The sequence below is a fragment of the Mesorhizobium sp. M1348 genome, assembly GCF_040317925.1.
In the GTDB taxonomy this organism is placed as follows: Bacteria; Pseudomonadota; Alphaproteobacteria; order Rhizobiales; family Rhizobiaceae; genus Mesorhizobium.
Map to the genome: position 1 here is coordinate 14,058 of NZ_JAMYLH010000045.1, position 17,670 is coordinate 31,727.

The following is a 17,670-nucleotide window of genomic DNA, read 5'->3' on the forward strand; positions in this document are numbered from 1 at the left end:
TAGTCGGTGTGGCCGTGCAGGATCTTTCTCGTTGACGGCAGGCTTGTAGCGCGACGCCATGCAGCGAGCCCGTCATATTAGCTTCAAGTCGACGGACTAAGTACCAGAACCAACGGGCGATTTGTCACGACCAGCGTAACCAAGCACCTACATATGGAAATAAATTGCTCGACATAGCATCTCAGCCAGCTGAAAAAGAAAGCGGCTCGATGATTATTTAGGCACAGCTAAATTTCTGGACAATGTGTAGGAAATTCTTAACCCAACGGCCTTGACTCTGGTGGCTTGGTTGCTTGCTGGTATCCACACACACTGTCGTAACCGTTGACCTGAGATCATGCCGCCGACCGCCGAAGGAAGACACGTGAGTAGCGCGGAAAAAATAACGAGCAACGCGACCACCCAGTCGCCTGAGCGGACCGCCGCGCCGGCAACTCGCTGGTACGCGGCCAGCGTCTTTCCCGGAAAGGAGCATGTCGCCGAGCGGCATCTCCGGATGCAGGGATTCCAGCCCTTTGTGCCTCGCTGCGAGAAAACCGTGCGTCATGCCCGGCGGCTCGAAACACGAGTTGCGGCTTATTTCCCCGGTTATATGTTCATCGCCCTTGACGTCGCGTTGCAACGTTGGCGCTCGATCAACGGAACCTTTGGTGTGCGTTCCCTCGTCATGCAAGGTGACCGGCCTTTGCCTGTCCCCTCCGGTCTGGTAGAGCGCTTCATTGCGTTGACCGGCAGGCATGGCTTGCTCGATTTCAGCGGCGGCCTCGCAGCCGGTGCTTCGGTTCGGATCCTTTCCGGCCCGTTCGCGGAAATGATCGGTCGCCTTGACCGGCTCGATCCAGCCGGAAGGGCTCGGGTTCTGGTTGCCATCATGAATGGTGAGATCCCTGTCGATCTGGATGCCAGGGATCTTGTAGCCATCGCATAGTCGCAAGCATCGAGGTGCGGCGAGGCGATGTAAATTGTTGTAGGATCGGCTCTCGGGTTTTCACCCGGGAGTGCGGTAGCCGTTCTACGGTGCGACTAGGCGCTGTCTGACGAGATCGTCTCGTCGGCGCTGATGGGAGTACGCGATATGCGGATAACAATGATTGGTGCCGGCTATGTTGGGCTCGTTTCGGGCGCCTGCTTCGCCGACTTTGGCCATCAGGTCTGCTGCGTCGATCGTGATGCGGAAAAGCTTGCCATGCTCAAACTCGGCAAGATACCGATCTACGAGCCAGGGCTCGACGACCTCGTCACCACGAACACCGCGCAGGGTCGCTTGCGTTTCGACGACAATCTGGCCGATGCCGTTTCGCAATCGGATGTCGTCTTCATTGCCGTGGGCACGCCGTCACGGCGTGGCGATGGGCACGCCGATCTGTCCTTCGTCTACGATGCGGCCGCCGAAGTCGGCCGCGCGCTAAAAGGATTTACGGTCGTGGTGACGAAATCGACCGTCCCTGTCGGCACCGGTGATGAGGTGGAACGAATCATCCGCGAGCAAAATCCCGCCGCCGATTTTGCGGTGGTCTCCAATCCGGAATTTCTTCGCGAAGGATCGGCCATCGAGGATTTCAAGCGGCCCGACCGCATCATCGTCGGGACCGATGCAGAACGGGCCAAAGCCGTCATGGGCGAGATCTATCGCCCACTCTCGTTGAATGTCGCGCCGATATTCTATACGAGCCGGCGTACGGCTGAGCTCACCAAATATGCCGGCAACGCTTTTCTGGCCATGAAGATCACCTTCATCAACGAAATTGCCGATCTCTGCGAGCGGTTGGGGGCTGATGTGCAGGACGTCGCGCGCGGCATCGGCATGGACAATCGGATCGGCGCAAAATTTCTTCATGCCGGGCCGGGCTACGGTGGCTCCTGTTTCCCGAAAGATACCTTGGCGTTGGTCAAGACCGCGCAGGACGCGGCAAGCCCCGTGCGGCTTATTGAAACGACAGTCTCGATAAATGACCAGCGCAAACGGGCGATGGCTCGCAAGGTGGTCGAGGCCTGCGGCGGCTCGGTTCGCGGCAAGACTGTCGGTATCCTTGGCCTTACGTTCAAGCCGAACACCGACGATATGCGCGACGCCCCCTCATTGGCCATCATTCAGGCACTCCAGGATGCAGGCGCTTCGATCAAGGCCTATGATCCGGTCGGCATGGAGCAGGCACGCAAGATGATCGAGGGCATTGAATTTGGGGAAAGCGCCTACGCGGTGGCCGACGGCGCGCATGCGATCGTCATCGTCACCGAGTGGAATGCGTTTCGGTCCTTGGATCTCAAGCGGCTTCATGCACTTATGGCGACGCCCGTGATGATTGACCTTCGAAATGTCTACCGCGGCGAGGACGTGGTGAAGGAAGGCATAGCCTATTCGAGCGTCGGCCGAGGAGCGATATCTCGCCGAATGGATGTGGGTCATTGAAGCTTGAATGTTGATCAGGTTAGCGGAAATCAACTTGAACACTTCTACAATTACCCTGCCTAGAGCAAGGCATATTTTGCTTCGGATGCGCTTTCAATTGCTGGGTGGATTGACCTTCGCTATTTTGATTCCTGTGCTTGTCCGTATGTCGTTTGGGTTTGGCGTAATATTTTCTTCAAACATGCAGGTAACGATTTTGGCTGCATTTATTGCTCACACGACAGGCTACTTGTTTTATAAGCGAATTGGAAATTTTCCTGGTGTGGCAGCAACAGGTTACATCCTACCCACCTTTGCGCTAACCTATGGTGTTGTTTTTGTTACCATTTTCTTTTTTCGGTTTGACTACAGCCGGTTCCAAGCCGCTGCGAGCTTCATCCAATCAACATTGTGGTATTTCGGCTTGCATTTAGCCACTCGAAGGCTAGCTCCATACCGGTTGGCAATAATTCCTGGTGGAGATGTAAGTAGGCTCGAAAGCATACCAGGCGTGAGTTGGCACTGGATTCGTTCGCCTGACAGGGTTATCGACTATGCAAACGGCGTCGTGGCCGATCTTCGGGCCGATCTTTCAGATGAGTGGGAGGGATACATCGCCGACCGTGCGCTCTCGGGAACGCCGGTCTACCACGTCAAACAGATCAGCGAATCTCTCACCGGCCGGGTCGAGATCGAGCATCTTTCCGAAAACACGCTGGGCTCCCTGAATCCAAACCAGGCTTACCTGAAGATAAAGCAGGCGATAGACTGGGCTTCTGCATTATTTGTGCTTGTTGTCTTCTCACCATTGCTGTTGTTCGTGGCGATTGCCGTAAAGATCGATTCGCCTGGACCGGCGCTATTTAGACAGAAGCGAATGGGCTATAGAGGCCATCCGTATGAGGTCTATAAGTTTCGAACGATGAAGCTCAGCGACACGGCCGTTGACGAGAAGGAAGCGGCCATCACGAAGGCCGGCGACACACGCATCACCCGTTTGGGGCAGTTCTTGAGAAAATCCAGGATCGACGAGTTGCCGCAGGCATTCAACATCCTGCGCGGCGAGATGAGCTGGATCGGTCCGCGCCCGGAAGCGCTCGTCCTATCGAAATGGTACCAGGCGGAGCTGCCGTTCTATCGATACCGGCACATCGTGCGGCCTGGCATTACTGGCTGGGCGCAAGTCAACCAAGGGCACGTCGCGGCCGTCGACGATGTCCTGGAAAAACTTCACTACGACTTCTACTACATCAAGAATTTCTCTCCTTGGCTCGACGTGCTGATCGTGTTTCGCACCATCCGAACCATGCTGACGGGATTTGGCGCACGTTGACAAGGCGACAAAGGTCAGTAGTGGACGCAGCCATGCGGCCGCGCACGAGACCTACAGATGGGCATAAACAGTAGTTTTTTGAAATGGGTATTTAAAATGCAATGCCTTATGGCACGCTGATTGGCATTGAGAATATCGTCCTATCGACACAGGAGAAGCACAATGACTAGGAAAACCGCGCTCATAACCGGCATCACCGGCCAGGATGGCGCCTATCTGGCGGAACTTCTTTTGGCAAAGGGCTATGATGTTCATGGCATCAAGCGGCGTTCCTCGTCGTTTAACACCGGTCGCATCGATAGTCTCTATCAGGACCCCCATGAAAAGAACGTCAGGCTGTCATTGCACTATGGCGACATGACCGACGCCACCAATCTTATCCGTATTGTCCAGGAAGTGCAGCCAGACGAGATTTACAATCTCGCGGCCCAATCCCACGTCCAGGTGAGTTTCGAGACCGCAGAATATACAGCGAACGCGGATGCGATCGGTACGTTACGTCTCCTCGAAGCCATCCGGTTGCTTGGCCTGACAAAGAAGACGCGCTTCTATCAGGCTTCGACTTCGGAGCTCTACGGCAAGGTTCAGGAGATCCCGCAACGAGAAACGACGCCTTTCTATCCTCGCTCACCATATGCGGCTGCCAAAATCTACGCTTACTGGATCACCGTGAATTACCGCGAAGCCTATGATATCCATGCTTCCAATGGCATCCTGTTCAACCACGAGAGCCCGATGCGCGGCGAGACATTTGTCACCCGCAAGATCACCCGGGCGGCGGCTGCGATCAGCTTGGGCCTTCAGGACAAGCTCTACCTCGGAAATCTGTCTGCCGAACGGGACTGGGGCCACGCCCGCGACTATGTCGAAGGTATGTGGCGAATTCTTCGGCATGACGTGCCCGATGACTACGTTCTCGCAACCGGCGTGAAGAATTCGGTCCGCCGCTTTGTCGAGCTTGCATTCAATGAGGTTGGGACCGAGATCCAATGGGTTGGCTCCGGTATCGACGAAAAAGGCATCGACGCGAAATCGGGCGCCGTTCTGGTCGAGGTGGACCCCCGCTATTTCAGGCCGACCGAAGTTGAGCTTCTGATTGGTGACGCATCGAAAGCGGAGCGCGTTCTAGGGTGGAAGGCAACAACGTCCCTAGCAACCATGGTCCAGGAAATGGTCCAGTCCGACCTTGAAACGGTAAAGCGCGAATCGGAGCACCGGCGTCTGGACGAGGATCAGATTCGAGTTGCGGCACAGTAAGGAACGTTGCACCGAGGTGACATGAAAATCTCGGTTTTAACAGTTTGCCGGAATTCGGCGGCGACAATTAACCATACGCTCGACAGCTTCCTGGCCCAGGATCATTTGGACAAGGAGCTGGTGGTTATCGATGGGGGCTCGCGGGATGAAACGCTGCCGATAATCCGATCTTACTCACAGGACCAGATTCGGTTGGTCAGCGAACCCGACAGCGGAATGTATGATGCACTCAACAAAGGACTGCGGCTCTATACGGGTGATGCCGTAGGGGTTCTTAATTCCGACGATTGCTTTCATGACCGCACGGCGCTGAGGCGAATCTCCGCAGGGCTTGAACAGGCGGACATCGTGCATGGTGACCTGGACTTTGTTGAAGATCATCTGACCAAGCGGGTCGTACGCCGTTGGCGTGCGGTTCCCCGGCCCTTCAAGGGTTTTCGGACCGGCTGGATGCCGGCCCATCCCACGTTCTATGTTAAACGGAAAGTCGCCGAAGCGACCGGTGCTTTCGATCTTAATTTCAAGGTGGCATCGGACTATGATTGGATGCTCAGAGCTGTTGAACTCCATGGATTTAAGTCGGCCATAGTCGAGCAGGTCTTGGTTGACATGATGATTGGTGGCGAAAGCACGCGCAGTCTTAAATCTCATGTTTTGCACAATATGGAAGCATTGCGAGCACGGCGCCAATGGCTGGCTTCGGGTTGGATAGACTATGCGCTCATCGCAAAGCCTGTACGCAAAATTGGGCAGTTTTTCGTGGGGCGCGGCACGTCACGGGCATGAAACGAAATCAAGGTTTTCTTTGCGGCATGCGGGCGTGGGTTGGATAACTGTAAGGCGAATCTTTTTCTGACTCATCTCATTTGCTCGAGCGCCCGTGTTTCGGCGAGCCTAAAAACAGTGAGTGGTTAACTCAGCTATGAACATCTATGGCCTGCAGAACTCCGCTTTTTCGCTTTTTGCTAGAGTGGTTCCACTGCGTTTGCGCATTCCATCACGTGGCTGCGGTTTCTTTGGCGACCTCTTCATGACCCTCAATGGCCTAAGATTTGCTGAGCTTTGCGGAGCGGATGCGTCCGTGGTATGGGGGCAAAATAGCCTCTATTTTGATGCGAACTCGGGACAGAACGCTTATCGCTACTTTTTCGAACAGGCCGAGTTTGACATTAGGACGCCTAGATCGCGCCTGTCCTTGGACATGAAATATCGTCCAACTGCCGATACATTTCGCCGATACGACGGCCTGAGCGTCCGCGCATCGCTTAGACGTGCGCTCGCGAAGTATTGTGTTGTCCGAAAGGAAATTGCAGACGCAGTTGAGACGTTCGTCCGTGACGAATTCAGCAATCTGACGCTTGGTGTTCATATTCGCATGACGGATGCAGCGACCGGTGCTGAGAACCGGAAGGTCGCTGCAATCGATCTCTATAAATATCACGCAGACAAATGGGTCAACAGAAACCCCGATGGACGAGTGTTTTTAGCAACGGATGACGAGCGAATTGTCGAGGAGTTCGGGAATCGCTACCGCGAGCGGCTTGTTGTTCGAAAAAGCTTACGATCAACAGACGGAACTTCCTTGCACGGTCACTACGATATTGGGGTCGCAGGAAGTGGTCTAATCAAGGGACAAGATGTTCTTACCGAAGCTTTGATTCTTTCACGATGTAATTACCTTGTTAGAAGTCATTCCAGAGTAACATGCTACACACTTTGTGTGAATCCGGCGCTGGAATTTACTGACCTGAGCTTGGAAATTGACGGGGTAGATAGAACGCCTTGGCTCCGCGGCAATGGTTTTATTGAGAGATGATGGCTCAGATAGTTCCATTTATGGTATTGGCATTGGCTGCTGTTGTCGCGATGCGCCTGCCGCTTGGAAAGGATTTAGCTGTACCCGCGTTTCTTCAACCCTGGTTTGCGCTGACCCCGAATGTGGGGCTCAATCTTCCGCTCTCTAAGCTCCTGTTTGGCATTCTCATATTCAAATATCTTCTACATGGGCGCTTTGATCCAATAAAGTCTTCGCTTTTTCTAATCTATATGCTGCTGTTGGCCTCGGGACTTTGTGCCGCCACTATTTCGCTGTCTGTGACGGGATCAGGCGTAGAATTTGTGGGTGGCGGATTTCGAAATGGCTGGCTGCGTGTTTTCGTAGCTGCAATGAGCCTCACGCTTAGCTTTGCGCCCATGTTCCTCCTTTTGGCGAAAGGGATTGACATACCTTCTCGCTTCCTAATTCGATGCATCTGCATTTCTCTGCTCACACTGTGCCTGATCGGTATTTGTCAGTTCGCCGTTTTTGTGGTGACGGGAATCGACATGTTACCGCTCGGACTTTTTATGGGGGCAGAGGATGCGCAAACCGGTATGCTGGCTATCGGCGGCTCCCTTTATATTAGGCCCGGTTCTCTTGCCGGCGAACCGAAGAGTTTAGGTATTGGAGCCTGCGTGCTTTTGCTGATGCTGATTACGATGGGGCGTCAGATTTTCCCTTCCAAGTTCAATAGATATTTTGCGGGAGCAGTCGGTCTATTGACCATTTTGCTCACGCAGTCGACGTCAGCCTTCATTTCGTTATGTCTAGGATCGGCTGTTTATCTAGCACTGCGCAGCGTAGGGCGACCGCTCCGGAACGGCGAGATAGTTTCGTTGTATACCGCTGGTGCTGTTGTTATTCTCTCTGTGTTCCTCACGAGAGTCTCGAGTATCGATACTCTTGGTTTGTCTGCACAAGAGGTGGCGACTCCAGATAGCTTTGTTTCTCTTCTACAAAGCAGAACTCTGGATCGATTAGAAGTCGAGGACTTCGATGTTATTATTCTTAAGTCAATGCTCGATGACACTCAGTCGATGATCCTAGGAAAGGGGTTGGGATTGGCTCACCTTTTTACCAGCGACTATATTCCTGATGTGTGGCGGTACTACATGCAAGACCGCATCATATTTCCGAAAACCGGTTTGACGTTTTACCTCGCTAGTGGGGGGATCTTTTCCGTGTTTCTCTTTGTTATGCTGATGGCCGCCATGACACCAGGAGCTCAGCGGAGTGGAGACTTGTTGGATAGAAGGTTATGGCGGTCCCTTCTTTTTATGCAGCGCACGGTTATCCCCCTTATGTTTTTAGCAATGATACGCATCTATGTGCTCGAACTGTCACTGCTGGTTGGCGCAATTCTGACAATCGGTCTCCAGCAGACGCTAAATATCAATAGTCGGAGACACCTCTTGTCCTTGAATCCGAGTGATAGGAGAGGATCCGTTTCAACACCCATTTGATTGGCCGAGGTCCCCAATACAGATAGAAACAAGTCCTCGTTCGCATTTCAGAAACACCGGAGAGACTGAATGATCCCACATTCTTTGGAGCTACGAACCAGAGATATCGCGCGACTAGTTGGACTTGAGGTTAGCCCAAGCAATCTCTATTCACGCTTTGAACTTCGGGTTGCCGAGGTTCTCAACATCAAACAAGCACGGTTCCTTCTGGATGTGGGTGCGAATCAGGGTCAGTTCGCATCTGCGGTTTTGAAGGCTGGGTTTGAGGGGACGGTTATATCGTTCGAGGCCTTGCCCCAAGTCTATCAGGAGCTCTTGGCGTCGGCATTTGGCAAACGATGGGTGGCAGCGCCGCGGGCGGCGCTTAGCGGTCGCAGTGATCTGACTCAACGCTTTTTCGAGGTAATCCAATGATGCAAGCATTCATCAAAAATAGTGTAGAGCGGCTATCGGGCGACCAGGTTTGGCTCGAGCGCAGTGCTGATTTCTCGCGGCTGGCGGAGTTTGTTCACTCTGTGCGCCCCCGTGCAACGACTACGCCGTTAGTAAGAATTGGGAAACCGGGTGATGGCGGATATCTATTGCCAGATGATTTGGAGGGCATGAAGATATTGATTTCGCCGGGCGTCTCGACAGAGGTGACCTTCGATTCTGAAATGTCGAAGCGCGGATTGCACTCCTTTATGGCAGATGCGTCGGTAGATGGACCTCCTGTTGATGATCCGAATTTCCATTTCTTCAAAAAATTTGTGGACGTTCACGAGGATAATTTGAACATGCGACTGGATTCCTTGTGCCAGAAGGTCCCTCCAGAGCTGGATGGCGATCGGATACTCCAAATGGACATTGAAGGAGCAGAGTATCGCGTGCTTTTGGATCTTGACGAAGACAATCTAAAAAAGTTTAGAATAATGGTCGTTGAATTCCATCACCTTACGCGGTTATTTGGCGAGTGGCAGATGCAAATTATAAGTGCGACATTCCGAAAATTACTGCGGCATCACTACGTAGTGCATATTCATCCCAATAACGTTGCGCCGCCAACCCAAAGAGGCGGCGTGAGTATCCCACCCGTTATGGAATTTACATTCCATCGCAAGGATCGTACGGCCTTGGTCGAAGGTGGAAAATGCTTAATTCCAAATCCGTTAGACGCAGATAATTTGCCACATCGCCCTGCGGTCGTTCTTCCAGAGTGTTGGAGATAACATGATAAGCCGTCAGTGCGTAGGCGTTGTCTATCCTATTAGATGAGTTGTTTCATAACTGTTATGAGGAGAATGATATTGTACTGTGTGCAGTCGGAATGATCGTTTGCTGACCACAAGACTTCGACAAGTCGCCTCAACTGCCGTGCTCGGAAGCGTCGCAAATGTCGTTCGGGTTCTTGCGACTTTGGTGACAGTACCGTCGCTTCTCACATACCTCGGGCAGGATCGTTTTGGTCTTTGGATCCTTTCCCTTTCCCTGATGGGCGTTCTTGGATTCGCGTATTCAGGGACGGCTGGTGCCATCGTCACTGCAGTGAGTCGCTCGCTCAGAGATCCTTTGCATGACGCAGTTCGCCTTGCTGTTACGAGTGCTATGACGATATCTGTTTTATCCGGATTGTTCTGCACCGTCGCTGGCCTTTTAATCTGCTCGCTTGTCGATTTGCCGTCTCTCCTAGGCGTAAGAGCGTCAGTCTCTGCCCATGAAGTTACAACGCACTTGGCAACGATGGCGCTTTTGCTCGGCGTTGGCTTTCCTGCGAATGTGCCGAAGTTCGTATTGATTGGGTCATTACGTGGAGGGATTGCCTATAGCATTGAGTTAGCCGGAGTAATCAGCGCAACGTGTTTGCTCCTAATTTCAATATCATTTAGGCAGCCACTATATATCCTTGCGCTGGCTTTTCTCGGCCCTCAATATCTCCTCATGTTTTTCCTCGGAAGATATGCCTTGAGCCGCCATAGCGTTCCATTATTTTCCAGGCGCTATTTCGTTTGGAGAGACGTTATTGGCATGTTTCGGGAAGGATCGAAGCTCGCCCTTAGCCAAGCTTCCTTTGCAATTGCCTCACATACAGATTTGACTTTGATAAGCGTGATTGCAGGTGCTGGGGCCGCTGTGCCCTACGGATTGGCACAGCGGGTGTTTGGAGCTCCGATAATGTTTTTGGCCGTAGCAAATGATGCGCTTTGGCCAGCTCTAGCCCGAGCCGACGCCAATGGTGAAAGGCGTTGGGTCCGGACTACCTATCTTCGAACGCTGATTTCAATGGGTATCGTATCGTCTGTTGCCAGTAGCTTAATTTGGACGCTTTACGGGCCCTTGACTAAGCTTTGGCTTGGAGCTCCTATCGCGACTAGCCCTCTTTTGCTGGGTGGAATGGCGGCCCTCGTCGTAGCTACGATGATGGTGCACACCACCGCCATGCTACTTCGTTCCGTCGGGCAGACAACCATTCTAATGCGAGCAATGATGGCAATGATGCTTGTAAACGTGCCCGCTTCAATCGCCCTAATTCATTTTATCGGCGCGGCTGGCGCCGTATGGGGCACAGTTATCTCTTACGCAATCTGTTTGATCGCTCCGTTCATCTGGATTGTACCTAGAATTCTGAAGCAGAGAGAAAATGATAGCGCCTCGGAGCGTAGCCAAGGAAGTATATTGAGTAATCAGGTGTAAGTGTGAGAATATCAATTATAATGCCAACATTAAATCAGGGGCGCTTTATCGAAGAAGCTCTTCTTTCCATTTTCAGGCAGGACTATGTCGACAAAGAAGTTATTGTAATGGACGGTGGGTCGACAGATGAGACGATGGCCATCGTCGCTCAATACCGTGACCGAATCGCGGTGTTTGAAAGCGGCAAGGATGACGGCCAGAGCGATGCCCTGGCCAAGGGCTTTTCGAAGGCGACCGGTGATATTTTTACCTGGCTGAGTTCGGATGACATCCTTCTTCCTGGCGCATTATCCAGCGTTGCTCGCACTTTTCTTTCGCAGCCTGGCTGCGAATGGGCATTCGGAAACCTTGTGTGGATAGATGCCGATGGTTTCGTGCTCCGTTGTCGGAGAGGCGAAGGGTGGTCAAGGTTGGCTGTTCAGCTTGGGATGTTGTCAGCGTGCGGCCCATCAGCGTTTTTTTGCCGCAACCTTTACGAGCGCGTCGGTGGGATTAATCGGAAATTGCATTATATGATGGACACCGAATTGTGGTGGCGTTTCGCGCTTTGCGGTTCGCGCTTTGTTCGTCTGCCGCGATACACCTGGGCACTTCGCCTGCACGAGAACGCTAAAATGTCAGGGCACATGTTTTCTGATCCCGACGATCCTAAGCAGTTACGGATTGAAGCCGCGAAAGGGAGAGAGAGGGAACATATCGAGCAGATTCAAATGAGGTGCAAGGTTCGATCGGACGCTTTCGTGGCTCCGCTACGACTGGCGCTCAAAGCGGCTGCACCTGGATACGTTCGATCGTTGGTCGATAGCTGGCATTGGCAGGGAAAGCCTTTGCCGTTGCTTTTGGAGAAAATGGGATGAGGCGAAAATTGACGGTTTGGTGGGGAATTCCCTGCAAAAGTGCCATACCGGTTTTCAAATCTCTAGCAGAGCAACTAGACGTCGATATCCTTTTTGTAGCTTTGAACGACTTGCCAGCTCACCGCAAAAAGCTAGGGTGGGATATACCTGACTTTGGTAAATTGTCATTCCAAGTGCTTGGCGCAAGTTGGATTTCTGAGGCTAAAGCGCTGATTGATGATCGTGCCGGGCTTCATATTGTAAACGGTATATATCATGATGAACGTGTTCGTTATGTCTCGCACCGGCTGGCAGAAAAGAACCGAGAATTTGGCGTCATCATGGAAGCGCCAGCAAATCTTCGGACTGGTTTGGGGCGCATCATAAAAAAGTTTGTCGGCCCAATAGTGACGCCGTTTCGTACTCGTTCTGTTGCCAAAAAAGCTAGGTTTGTTCTGTCTGCATCGGGTGACCGTCAACGTGATTTCGAGCGCTTAGGTTTCTCGAGAGATCGTATCTTTCGATACGGATACTTTCCCGATTTTCCAGCAATAACCAGGAAGCCCGGTCCCAGCTTTGATCTGCGTGTTCTGTGCATCGGTTATTTAGAGCCGTTTAAGGGGCAGGACTGTCTTCTATCCGCCTTAGCGATACTAAAACACAATAAAATACCGTTTGAGTGTGTTATAACCGGGTTCGGTTCATCGGAATCTTATCTTGTGAAGATGAACGACCGCCTTGGTTTGCAAGAAAACGTAAAATTTGTGGGTGTGGTCAGTAATGACAAACTGAAGGAATTGTTTGATTGGGCAAATATTCTTGTGGCTCCGGGTCTTGAAGAGCCATGGGGTATCCGAGTAAATGAGGCTCTTCTGTCGGGTCTACCGGTCGTCGTCAGTGATGGCGTGGGTGCAAAAGAACTGGTTGAGGTAAGCGGTGCAGGTGAGTTGTTCCGGGCCGGATCATCTGCGTCTCTCGCCGATGCCCTTACACGGAGTCTGGCAAGGCTTTCAAATGAAGCCGAGCTTGTGGATAAGGTTTGCGCCTTTCAGCGATCCATCACCCCGCACGCGGCTGCGGCGTATTTGGTGGAAGTACTTGATTACATCCAGGCTGGATCCGTCGTTAGCTTAACACGCCCGATACCCCCTTGGAGTTTGCCACCGAAGCCAGGCCAACAGTTGCTACAAGAGCATACAGTTTGACCGGTCTTCCGCTCCGGATCGTCCACACCATTGCCTCGATTGAGGCAGAAGCGTCTGGGCCATCTTATTCGGTGCCGGCGTTGGCTGCCAGGCAAGCCGCTCAGAACGATGATGTTTCTGTCTACTCAATAGGTAAGAAGGCCGCATATCTCCGGGACGGATTCTTACACCGTCGCTTTGAATCCGATTTTGCCGCCTATCCAGTTTTGCGAAGGATGGCATTCTCCGGTTCGATGTTGAGGGCTCTAAAGCTGGGCAGGCCAGACATTATACACAATCATGGCCTTTGGCTGATGCCAAATGTATACGGTGCGCGGGTGAAGAATAACACGGGCGCGAAGCTCGTATTTGCTCCACGCGGAATGCTTTCGCCTGCTGCCCTCCGGTTTTCGGCGGTGCGTAAAAAAGCATTCGGCGCACTAGTCCAGAACCGCGCCTTGTCGTCAGTTGATCTCTTTCATGCTACGAGCGAGCAAGAATACGATGACATTCGCGCCTTCGGCTTAACCGGAGCGGTCGCAATTGTACCTAACGGAATTGACGTGCTGGAAAATGACCCGGCCGCTCAGCCGAAGGAAAAAATTGTAATCTCGCTTGGCCGTGTCCATCCTAAGAAGGGTCTAGACCGTCTTGTTCGAGCTTGGTCGGCGATCGAAGCAGATTTTCCGGAGTGGAACTTACTCATTTTGGGGCCGAGCGAAGGTGGGCACGCAGACGAACTAAGACGGCTCGCCGCCAACTTGTCGTTGGCTAACGTCCAAGTTCACGACGCGGTTTATGGAGAGCGGAAACGAGAGTTGCTCGCACGAGCCGAACTCTTCGCTTTGCCGACGCTCAGCGAGAATTTTGGCATGACGGTCGCCGAAAGTCTTGCGGCCGGTACACCTGTAATTTCTTCTAAAGGTGCGCCGTGGCAAATGCTGGAAACGAAACGTTGCGGCTGGTGGATCGACCATGGTGCTGAACCGCTCGCGTCATGCCTCCGAGCGGCAATGTCGATTTCTCCGAATGAACGCATTGCAATGGGTCTACGGGGCAGAGAATGGATGTTGCAGGACTTTTCATGGGATTCCATTACGAGTCGAATGACAGAGTCTTATCGCTGGTTAATCGGTGGTCGGAAAGATGTGCCAAAATGGATCCGAGTGTTCGAATAGTCGACTTTGAAGAGAACCGCCGTATGGTCAAGTGGAGCAAGCGTGAGCAAGCTGCACGGATGCTGTGGACTTTCGCCTACCCATTGTTCGCGCTGAGTCCGAGGCCATTTTGGGCATGGCGGCGCATGCTTCTACGGCTTTTTGGGGCAACAATAGAGGATCAGGTGCATGTGTATCCGAGCGTCGAGATAACAATGCCGTGGAATATACATTTGGAAAGAGGGGTAGCCATAGGAGATAAGGCCATCTTATATGCGTTGGGTCCCATTCAAGTCTGTGAGGGCGCTGTTATATCACAACTTGCTCACCTATGCGCGGGAACACATTCATACCGTGACCCGCGCATGCCGCTGGAAAAGCGTCCCATTGTTGTTGGGCCAGGGGCTTGGATTTGCGCTGATGCGTTCATTGGCCCTGGCGTGACAGTAGGCGCTGGCGCAATAGCTGGTGCTAGGGCTGTCGTGATGAAGGACGTTGGCGAAAACTCAATCGTAGCTGGAAACCCTGCAAAAATGGTTGGCCATCGTTGAAAGACCGTAGTCACTTGATCCCCGTCACAGTAGTTATTCCTGTAAAAAATGAGGAATTGAATATTGGTAAATGCTTGGCAGGACTTAAAAGATTTGAAAAGGTGGTTGTAGTCGATTCTGGTAGCACGGACTCCACAAAAGAAATTGTGGACAAGCATAGCGTTGAATTTATAAGTTTCTCTTGGAACGGAAATTATCCAAAGAAAAGAAATTGGATGCTTTTAAACTACGAGTTTAAGACGCCATGGGTCTTGTTTTTGGACGCGGATGAAGTTGTTTCGGGCGAATTTTGTGATGAACTCTCTCGGGCTCTGGCGAATACTGAGGTAGAGGGATTTTGGCTAAATTTTACTAACTATTTCCTCGAGAGGCCCTTGCGATTTGGTGTCCCGCAGAAGAAACTTGCGTTATTCCGTGTGGGCTCAGCTTACTACGAGCGAATCGATGAGCACCGGTGGAGCAATCTTGACATGGAGGTGCACGAGCACCCAATCTTGGATCGCAAGGCCGGCGAAATAAAATCAAAAATCGACCATCGAGATTTCCGCGGGATCGAGAAGTTTATTGACCGACACCAGGACTATGCCAAATGGGAGGTCAAAAGATGCATGAGTATCGACTGGTCGAAGGACACCAATCATCTGACTGAAAGGCAGAAATTTAAGTACAAAAACCTAGGAAAATGGTGGTACCCGTGGTTCTATTTCACCTACACCTATTTTGTGAAGCTGGGAATCCTCGACGGTTTCCCAGGATTCTCTTATGCGTTCTACAAAACGTGGTATTTTTTTATGATTAGAAACTTAATGGCTGAGGATAAGTTGAAGCGTTAGCTGATATACTGGCCAATTTAAGAGCGTAAGGGAACGCAGTATGACGAGGACATATGGCAGTCGTAAGCGAATTCTTGTTACCGGTGGGGCTGGGTTCGTTGGCTCGCACCTTATTGATCGACTAATTGACGAGGGGCACGAGGTACTGTGCGTCGATAACCTGTTCACCGGGACCAAGAAGAATATCGATCATCTACATAGCAATCCTCGGTTTGAATTTCTGCGACACGACGTGACACTCCCGCTTTATGTCGAGGTAGATGAGATCTATAATCTTGCCTGCCCGGCGTCGCCCGTTCACTATCAACATGATCCGATACAGACGACAAAAACATCGGTACATGGCGCAATCAATATGCTCGGTCTGGCTAAGCGGCTTCGTTGCAAGATACTCCAGGCTTCAACTAGTGAAGTGTACGGCGACCCGGCCGTTCATCCGCAAACGGAAGAGTACTGGGGACATGTAAATCCGATCGGACCGCGATCGTGTTACGATGAGGGCAAGCGGTGCGCCGAGACGCTTTTCTTCGACTATCATAGACAGCTAGGTCTTGAAATCAAAGTAGCGAGAATATTCAATACGTATGGTCCACGAATGCATTTGGCAGATGGCCGGGTGGTTTCGAATTTTATAGTTCAAGCGCTTACCGGCCGTCCTATCACACTTTATGGGGATGGAGATCAGAGCCGTTCTTTCTGTTATGTTGATGACTTAGTTGACGGGTTGATACGACTCATGGGAACAGCCCCTTCGGTCGCCGGACCCATTAATATCGGAAATCCGACAGAATTTACTATCAGGGAGCTGGCCGAACGAACGCTGGCTATGACAGAATCGTCAGTTCCGATTGTCAGGATGCCTCTTCCTCAAGACGATCCCCGGCAGCGGCAGCCTGACATAACCAAGGCTAAAGAGCTTCTTGGTTGGGAGCCAAAAGTGAACCTGGAAGAAGGGCTCCTTCGAACGATTGAATACTTTAGGGCGGCTATATAACATAATGCCCCACGACAGGGCGTACGGGCGCTGCCAGTGTGTATTAGGCAGATAAACTATCTGGTGTGGTCACCAGCGAACGAAAGCTTGCGATGAGTGGTTCTCTGGGAGGCGAGTTGCGTATCATGTCAAAATATGAGGAAGAGGGCGTGGGCGACCGTCGCGTCGGCGAAGCGTTGTCGCGGCGTGCGCGGGCGAGCGATCGAGGAGGCAATTGGCCCTTACCGTTAGCGGGAGCGCGCTGTCAAAGGAATTGCTAGAAACGGCATGGGGTCGTCCTGCCACGGCAAGTCGGATTGCCTGGGGCGACTCTTCGTGCGAAGGCCGACTGGAGTGACTTTGCTGCCGTGCCGTTGATCTCTGATGCCACCCGGATGATCGCTCTGTGGACAATGCTGCCACAGACTGCGCCGTGCCCAGCCACGGGACCCGATTACAAGGACGTGAACCGGGATAGCTTTGTAAGCGCTGTTGTGGGACCACCTTTCGGGAGTGGTCGCGATCTGTGAGGTTGCCGATCCTGTATTGGGATCGGAGATCGGCTTGTGTCTGGACTTGACCTTACGCTTGACCCGGAGCGGCAGCTTCGGCGTTTCGAGGTGATCAACGGTGCCGGCGGTCGGCGTCATTGGTCGGTGGATGACAAGGCGCGGATCATCGCGGAGACGCTGGAGCCGAACGCAATCATTTCCGAGGTCGCCCGTCGGTATGGCCTTAGGCCGCAGCAGGTCTTCGCCTGGCGCCGCGAAGCGCGCAAACAGGTCGCTTCGGTGCAGCAAGATTCTCCTGCCTTTGTGCCGGCGGTTGTGACGGCGCCGGAACCTGTAGCCAAGCGTCCAGCGAAGCAGCGGAAACGGCAAGCCACCCGGGATGCGGGCATGATCGAGCTTGAGATCGACGGCATCGCGATGCGCGTCGGCCGGGGCGCCGATACCAAGACGGTGGCCGCAGTGATCCGCGCGCTGAAGGCGACGTCGTGATCGGGCCGACGGGTGCGGTCAAGGTCTTGGTGGCGACGAAGCCGGTCGACTTCCGCAAGGGTGCGGAGGGATTGGCGGCGCTGGTGCGAGAGACGATGGGGGCCGATCCGTTCTTATGCGTCGGGCGAGATTATGTGGCGGAGCCGCCCTGACCCCTTTCGGGTCGGCCAAACCCAGCTTGCCTCCGCCACATAATATTTCATG

The 17,670-nt window shown here is 52.7% G+C and carries 16 protein-coding genes and 1 pseudogene; all 17 read left to right on the top strand.

The window, feature by feature from the left end; genetic code table 11:
- Positions 1-364 precede the first annotated feature (364 nt).
- Positions 365-928 (top strand): transcription termination/antitermination protein NusG, encoded by a 564-nt coding sequence (gene nusG, locus NKH13_RS33555; RefSeq protein ID WP_352917120.1) that lies wholly within the window; start codon positions 365-367, stop codon positions 926-928.
- A 147-nt stretch (positions 929-1,075) separates the two neighbouring features.
- Entirely contained in the window at positions 1,076-2,410 is a 1,335-nt protein-coding gene (locus NKH13_RS33560) for a UDP-glucose dehydrogenase family protein (protein WP_352917122.1), read from the top strand.
- Between the two features lie 34 nt (positions 2,411-2,444).
- The gene (locus tag NKH13_RS33565) at positions 2,445-3,722 is read left to right on the top strand and encodes a sugar transferase (RefSeq protein WP_352917124.1); all 1,278 of its coding nucleotides are present in this window, start codon (positions 2,445-2,447) and stop codon (positions 3,720-3,722) included.
- A 162-nt stretch (positions 3,723-3,884) separates the two neighbouring features.
- Complete coding sequence (gene gmd / locus NKH13_RS33570; RefSeq protein WP_352690645.1) at positions 3,885-4,979, top strand: GDP-mannose 4,6-dehydratase; 1,095 nt, start codon at positions 3,885-3,887, stop codon at positions 4,977-4,979.
- 21 nt (positions 4,980-5,000) lie between these two features.
- On the top strand, positions 5,001-5,765 hold the full coding sequence (locus NKH13_RS33575; protein ID WP_352917126.1) for a glycosyltransferase family 2 protein: 765 nt from the start codon (positions 5,001-5,003) through the stop codon (positions 5,763-5,765).
- A gap of 136 nt (positions 5,766-5,901) precedes the next feature.
- Positions 5,902-6,795: an O-fucosyltransferase family protein gene (locus NKH13_RS33580; protein ID WP_352917128.1), complete on the top strand. Its 894-nt coding sequence runs from the start codon at positions 5,902-5,904 to the stop codon at positions 6,793-6,795.
- Complete coding sequence (locus tag NKH13_RS33585; protein ID WP_352917130.1) at positions 6,795-8,261, top strand: hypothetical protein; 1,467 nt, start codon at positions 6,795-6,797, stop codon at positions 8,259-8,261. Before NKH13_RS33580 ends, NKH13_RS33585 begins: the two co-directional genes overlap by 1 nt.
- Before the next feature lie 69 nt (positions 8,262-8,330).
- Complete coding sequence (locus NKH13_RS33590) at positions 8,331-8,675, top strand: class I SAM-dependent methyltransferase (protein WP_352917132.1); 345 nt, start codon at positions 8,331-8,333, stop codon at positions 8,673-8,675.
- Positions 8,672-9,469, top strand: a complete 798-nt coding sequence (locus NKH13_RS33595; protein WP_352917134.1) for an FkbM family methyltransferase — start codon at positions 8,672-8,674, stop codon at positions 9,467-9,469. The genes NKH13_RS33590 and NKH13_RS33595 overlap by 4 nt, the downstream gene beginning before the upstream one ends.
- 106 nt (positions 9,470-9,575) lie before the next feature.
- Positions 9,576-10,931 (top strand): lipopolysaccharide biosynthesis protein, encoded by a 1,356-nt coding sequence (locus tag NKH13_RS33600; RefSeq protein WP_352917136.1) that lies wholly within the window; start codon positions 9,576-9,578, stop codon positions 10,929-10,931.
- A 20-nt stretch (positions 10,932-10,951) separates the two neighbouring features.
- Positions 10,952-11,788: a glycosyltransferase family 2 protein gene (locus NKH13_RS33605; RefSeq protein WP_502914606.1), complete on the top strand. Its 837-nt coding sequence runs from the start codon at positions 10,952-10,954 to the stop codon at positions 11,786-11,788.
- Positions 11,743-12,972 carry a glycosyltransferase family 4 protein gene (locus NKH13_RS33610; RefSeq protein WP_352917140.1) on the top strand — a complete coding sequence of 410 codons (1,230 nt, stop codon included), beginning with the start codon at positions 11,743-11,745 and terminating at the stop codon, positions 12,970-12,972. Before NKH13_RS33605 ends, NKH13_RS33610 begins: the two co-directional genes overlap by 46 nt.
- A complete protein-coding gene (locus NKH13_RS33615) occupies positions 12,969-14,129 on the top strand; it encodes a glycosyltransferase (protein WP_352917142.1) in 1,161 nt (386 codons plus the stop codon). The genes NKH13_RS33610 and NKH13_RS33615 overlap by 4 nt, the downstream gene beginning before the upstream one ends.
- A 544-nt stretch (positions 14,130-14,673) precedes the next feature.
- Positions 14,674-15,492, top strand: a complete 819-nt coding sequence (locus NKH13_RS33620; RefSeq protein WP_352917144.1) for a glycosyltransferase family 2 protein — start codon at positions 14,674-14,676, stop codon at positions 15,490-15,492.
- A gap of 40 nt (positions 15,493-15,532) precedes the next feature.
- Positions 15,533-16,486 (top strand): UDP-glucuronic acid decarboxylase family protein, encoded by a 954-nt coding sequence (locus NKH13_RS33625; RefSeq protein ID WP_352690586.1) that lies wholly within the window; start codon positions 15,533-15,535, stop codon positions 16,484-16,486.
- A gap of 599 nt (positions 16,487-17,085) precedes the next feature.
- Complete coding sequence (gene tnpA, locus NKH13_RS33630) at positions 17,086-17,466, top strand: IS66-like element accessory protein TnpA (RefSeq protein WP_352800600.1); 381 nt, start codon at positions 17,086-17,088, stop codon at positions 17,464-17,466.
- A pseudogene (tnpB, locus tag NKH13_RS33635) lies at positions 17,463-17,579 on the top strand (IS66 family insertion sequence element accessory protein TnpB); the annotation flags it as partial. The gene tnpA and the pseudogene tnpB, both read left to right, overlap by 4 nt.
- Between the last annotated feature and the right edge of the window lie 91 nt (positions 17,580-17,670).

Excerpts from the sequence above, each read along its gene's own strand:
- NKH13_RS33560 (WP_352917122.1), top strand. The coding sequence starts at position 1,076 with ATGCGGATAACAATGATTGGTGCCGGCTATGTTGGGCTCGTTTCGGGC.
- gmd (WP_352690645.1), top strand. The coding sequence starts at position 3,885 with ATGACTAGGAAAACCGCGCTCATAACCGGCATCACCGGCCAGGATGGC.
- NKH13_RS33575 (WP_352917126.1), top strand. The coding sequence starts at position 5,001 with ATGAAAATCTCGGTTTTAACAGTTTGCCGGAATTCGGCGGCGACAATT.
- NKH13_RS33580 (WP_352917128.1), top strand. The coding sequence starts at position 5,902 with ATGAACATCTATGGCCTGCAGAACTCCGCTTTTTCGCTTTTTGCTAGA.
- NKH13_RS33585 (WP_352917130.1), top strand. The coding sequence starts at position 6,795 with ATGGCTCAGATAGTTCCATTTATGGTATTGGCATTGGCTGCTGTTGTC.
- NKH13_RS33590 (WP_352917132.1), top strand. The coding sequence starts at position 8,331 with ATGATCCCACATTCTTTGGAGCTACGAACCAGAGATATCGCGCGACTA.
- NKH13_RS33595 (WP_352917134.1), top strand. The coding sequence starts at position 8,672 with ATGATGCAAGCATTCATCAAAAATAGTGTAGAGCGGCTATCGGGCGAC.
- NKH13_RS33605 (WP_502914606.1), top strand. The coding sequence starts at position 10,952 with ATGCCAACATTAAATCAGGGGCGCTTTATCGAAGAAGCTCTTCTTTCC.
- NKH13_RS33625 (WP_352690586.1), top strand. The coding sequence starts at position 15,533 with ATGACGAGGACATATGGCAGTCGTAAGCGAATTCTTGTTACCGGTGGG.